The organism is Nocardioides sp. (assembly GCF_051876515.1).
Taxonomy (GTDB): Bacteria; Actinomycetota; Actinomycetes; order Propionibacteriales; family Nocardioidaceae; genus Nocardioides.
Map to the genome: position 1 here is coordinate 1 of NZ_JBJEHY010000039.1, position 3,847 is coordinate 3,847.

At 74.5% G+C, this 3,847-nt stretch carries 5 protein-coding genes; 1 reads left to right on the forward strand and 4 read right to left on the reverse strand.

The genetic code is table 11. The features are described 5' to 3' along the window. Positions 1-1,277, reverse strand: a 1,277-nt coding sequence (locus ACI379_RS02550; protein ID WP_439790491.1) for a phosphomannomutase/phosphoglucomutase, incomplete at its 3' end; no start/stop codon positions are given. A gap of 17 nt (positions 1,278-1,294) precedes the next feature. Beyond that, positions 1,295-1,651 (reverse strand): DUF3499 domain-containing protein, encoded by a 357-nt coding sequence (locus ACI379_RS02555; RefSeq protein ID WP_439790492.1) that lies wholly within the window; start codon positions 1,649-1,651, stop codon positions 1,295-1,297. Positions 1,652-1,700: 49 nt separating this feature from the next. Here ACI379_RS02555 and ACI379_RS02560 point away from each other — a divergent pair, with 49 nt between their 5' ends. Continuing rightward, a complete protein-coding gene (locus tag ACI379_RS02560; RefSeq protein ID WP_439790493.1) occupies positions 1,701-2,141 on the forward strand; it encodes a metallopeptidase family protein in 441 nt (146 codons plus the stop codon). On the opposite strand, the gene ACI379_RS02565 is transcribed toward ACI379_RS02560, so the two are convergent. Continuing rightward, on the reverse strand, positions 2,120-3,532 hold the full coding sequence (locus ACI379_RS02565) for a DUF5719 family protein (protein ID WP_439790494.1): 1,413 nt from the start codon (positions 3,530-3,532) through the stop codon (positions 2,120-2,122). The two genes, ACI379_RS02560 and ACI379_RS02565, sit on opposite strands and share 22 nt — an antisense overlap. Further along, positions 3,529-3,847, reverse strand: a 319-nt coding sequence (locus ACI379_RS02570; protein ID WP_439790495.1) for a hypothetical protein, incomplete at its 5' end; no start/stop codon positions are given. The genes ACI379_RS02570 and ACI379_RS02565, both read right to left, overlap by 4 nt.

The following is a 3,847-nucleotide window of genomic DNA, read 5'->3' on the forward strand; positions in this document are numbered from 1 at the left end:
GAGGGGCGGACGTTGAACCACCAGTCGGCGTGGGTGACGGTCAGGCCGTCGAGGCGGTCGGTGGTGGTCCCCTCGACCGCAGCGTAGTCGGCCTCCAGCGTGGCGATCACCGCGGCGGCGTCGTCCACGACCGAGTTGATCTCGCCGCTCATCGGGTACCGCTCGTAGTCGGCCAGCACGACCGAGAGCGGCTGGTCGGACTCGGCCAGCGCCGCCAGGGCGTGCAGGGCCGCGAGCATGCCGGAGTCGGCGCGCCAGAAGTCGCGGAAGTAGAAGTGGCCGCTGTGCTCGCCGCCGAAGACCGCGTCCGTCTCGGCCATCGTCGCCTTGATGAAGGAGTGGCCCACCCGCGTCCGCACGGGCGTCCCGCCCTGCTCGGCGATGATCTCGGGGACCGCGCGCGAGGTGATGAGGTTGTGGATCACCGACGCCCCGGGGTCCTTGGCCAGCTCGCGCGCCGCGATCAGCGCCGTCAGGGTGGACGGGGAGACCGCGCGGCCCTGCTCGTCGACCAGGAAGCAGCGGTCCGCGTCGCCGTCGAAGGCGAGGCCGATGTCGGCGCTCTCGACCAGGACGCGGGCCTGCAGGTCCACCAGCGTCTCGGGGTCGATCGGGTTGGCCTCGTGGTTCGGGAAGGTGCCGTCGAGCTCGAGGTACATCCCGACCATCTCGACGCCCTCGATGCCGCCCAGGACCCGGGGAGCGGTCAGGCCGGCCATGCCGTTGCCCGCGTCCACGACGACCTTGAGCGGGCGCCCCGCCACCGGCACCAGGGAGAGCAGGTGGCCCACGTACGCGTCCAGGACGTCGCCGGTGGTCACGGTGCCGGGCGTCGCCGCTGCCGCGTGGCCGCCGCGGGCCACGCTGTCGCGGATCTCCAGGAGCCCGGTGTCCGCACCGATCGGGACCGCGTTGGCCCGGCACATCTTCATGCCGTTGTACTGGGCCGGGTTGTGGCTCGCGGTGAACATGACGCCCGCGCGGCCGAGGTGGCCGGAGGCGAAGTACAGCTCGTCGGTCGAGGTGAGGCCCACGATCTCGACGTCGGCACCGGCACGGCTCGCGCCCTCGGCGAAGGCCGCCGCAAGCTCGGGCGAGCTGGGCCGCATGTCGTGACCCACGACGATCGGGTCGGAGCCGATCACCTCGACGAACGCCGCGCCGGTCGCGCGGGCCAGGTCCGGGTGGATCTGGTCGGGCACCGTGCCGCGGACGTCGTACGCCTTGAAGATGGCACCCAGGACGGCGGGGTCCAGGGAGGCGGAGTCGGAAGTCATGCCCGCAAGCCTAGGGGTCACTCCGACTGCAGCACCCGCAGGTGTCCCCGCTTGACGCCGCGCGACGGGTCGTCACCGCCGGTCACCGGGACCGGCTCCGGTGCAGGTCGGGCCGCCTCGCGCACCGCGTCGGCCAGGGCCAGCAGGTCGTCGCTGCTGGGCCCCTTGGCCGAGGTGTCCGGCGCGAGGCGCAGCACCTCCCAGCCGCGGGGCGCGCTGAGGCGCTCGCTGTGCACGTCGCAGAGGTCGTAGGCGTGGGGCTCGGCGTAGGTGGCCAGCGGCCCCAGGACGGCGGTCTGGTCGGCGTACACGTAGGTCAACGTGTTGACCGCGGCACGTCCACAGGCGGTCCGCGAACAACGACGAGCACTCACGTGTCGAACCGTACCCCGCGGGCCGCGCGGACGCCGCTAGGCTCGCGGCGTGGAGGCACGAGTCCCGCCGTCCCGGCGCACCCGCGACCGTCGAGGACGCGGCATGCGCGGCCCCGGCGTGGTGCCCGCGGTGCCCGGCACCACCTTCGGCCGCTCCAAGCGGCAGCGCTTCGACGACCTGGTCCTCGGCGTCGTCGCCGACGTCGAGAAGGTCTGGCACGACCGGCTCGGCCTGGTCGAGTACGCCGTCGAGGAGACCCCGGTCCTGCCGCCCGACTGGGGGGACGAGGTGCCCCTGGCCTCACTCGTCCCCGGCCGCCAGTCCACGCCTGCGCGCCTGGTCGTCTTCCGGCAGCCGGTGGTGCACCGCGCGGCCAGCCAGGCCGAGCTGGAGGCCCTCGTCTTCACCGTGGTGGTGGAGCAGATGGCCGAGCTGCTCGGGCTGGCACCCGAGTCGGTGCACCCGCGCTACCGGGTCGACGACGAGTGAGCCGGCCGCACGTCGGGCACCAGTGAGCTGGTGACGAGCTCGACCAGCGGCACCGTGGCGCGTCCCTTGGCGGTGGCGCCCTCCACGGCACCGAGCACCCCAGCACCCTCGACCCGTACGTCGAGGAGCGCGGCGCTGGCGGGCAGGTCGACGGCCGCGGCGTGCCCGGGAGCGAGGTCGACCTTCTTCGAGTCGACCTCCTTGCCCTTCGCGTCGTAGGCGGTCCAGGTGACGGTCGACTCCCGGGCCGCACCCCCGAGGACCAGGCGGCGGTCCCCCTCGGGCAGGACGGTGAAGGAGCGCTGCGTGAGTGCGCCGAGCGCGACCGTGTGGGTGAGGTCGTCCGCGGCGACGGTGCGCAGCGTGCCGAGCACGGGCTCCGAGGAGGTCAGCACGACACCCAGCGCGTCCTTGGCCGCGCGTCCACCGAGCAGGTCGGAGACGTCGACGGTCTCGACGCCGCCGGGCGCCACCCGCAGCTCCTCGGCCTCGGCCGGGGTGAACTCGCTGTCAGCGGTGACCAGCTTGAGCTGCACCCGCGCCTCGTTCTCGGAGGTGTTCGTCACCACCAGGGTGCGCTCGCCCCCACGCTCCCCCAGACCCAGGAGGTGCGAGGTGGTCGCCGGGGCCCCCTGCGGGGCGAGCCAGTCCGCGGCGTTGGCGCCACGCCCCAGCTGGTCGACCTCGTCGAGCAGGAACGTGCCGAGTCGGCCGCGCGAGACACTGACGTGCAGCGAGAGCTCGTCCCGGGTGGGCAGCAGGTCGGCCAGGTCGAGGGTGAGCGAGTCGCGGGCGGCGACGGTCACACCGCGCAGCCGGGGGGCGTCGACGATGCCGTCGGGCCCGTGCACCTCGATGTCGGCGACCGCGGGCCCGGCGTCGGGGTTGACCAGCTCGAGGACCGAGGAGTGCTCGGGCGAGCCACCCACCCCGCCGAACCACCGCTCCGGCTCCGGACGCTGGCAGGCGCCGGCCACCCGCTCGCCGACACGCGCTGCGGCGAGCCCGGGGGCGAGCTCGCCCGAGGCCCGGACCGACACCGCCGAGGAGGCGTCCTCGCGGGTCGCCCCGGAGACCTCCAGCGGGCTCTCCTCGCCGTCCTGGAGGAGCTGGACCTCGCCGCTGCCGCCCTCGGCGTCGGCGACCACCAGGCCCGGCTCGCGCAGCAGGCGCGCCGTGCCGGAGGGGCACACGACGGTCGAACGGTCCAGCGTCATCGGGGACGCCTCGCGCGCCGCCGTCTCGATCGGCACGGGACGGACCAGCGCGAGGGCGCCGACGGTCAGCAGCGGGATCACCGCCGAGACGACGGTGAGCATGCTCGGTCGGCGCGAGGCTGCCGCGGCGCGACGGCCCGTACGGGTGGGGTCGGAACCCCGGGTGGGCGTCATGGGCGAACCTTCCTGACCGTGGGGGCGGCCAGCACGAGGGCCACCAGCAGGGCGAGCGCCTGGACGACGAGCAGCACCGGTCGCAGCCACGACGACTCCCCCGCGACGGCGTCGGGGTCGAGTGGCTCCTCGACCCGCCAGGCGCGGGTCGTGCGGTCCTCGGCGCTGGCCTGCACCAGGCCCGTGGTCGCGTCCAGGCCGGCGGCGACACGGCCGTCGGCGGGCGAGGTCAGCACGATGTACTCGATGCCGCGGCGACCGAGGTCGGAGACGACCTGCGGGGTCGGGGCCGAGGCCAGCGCACGCACGTCCTCG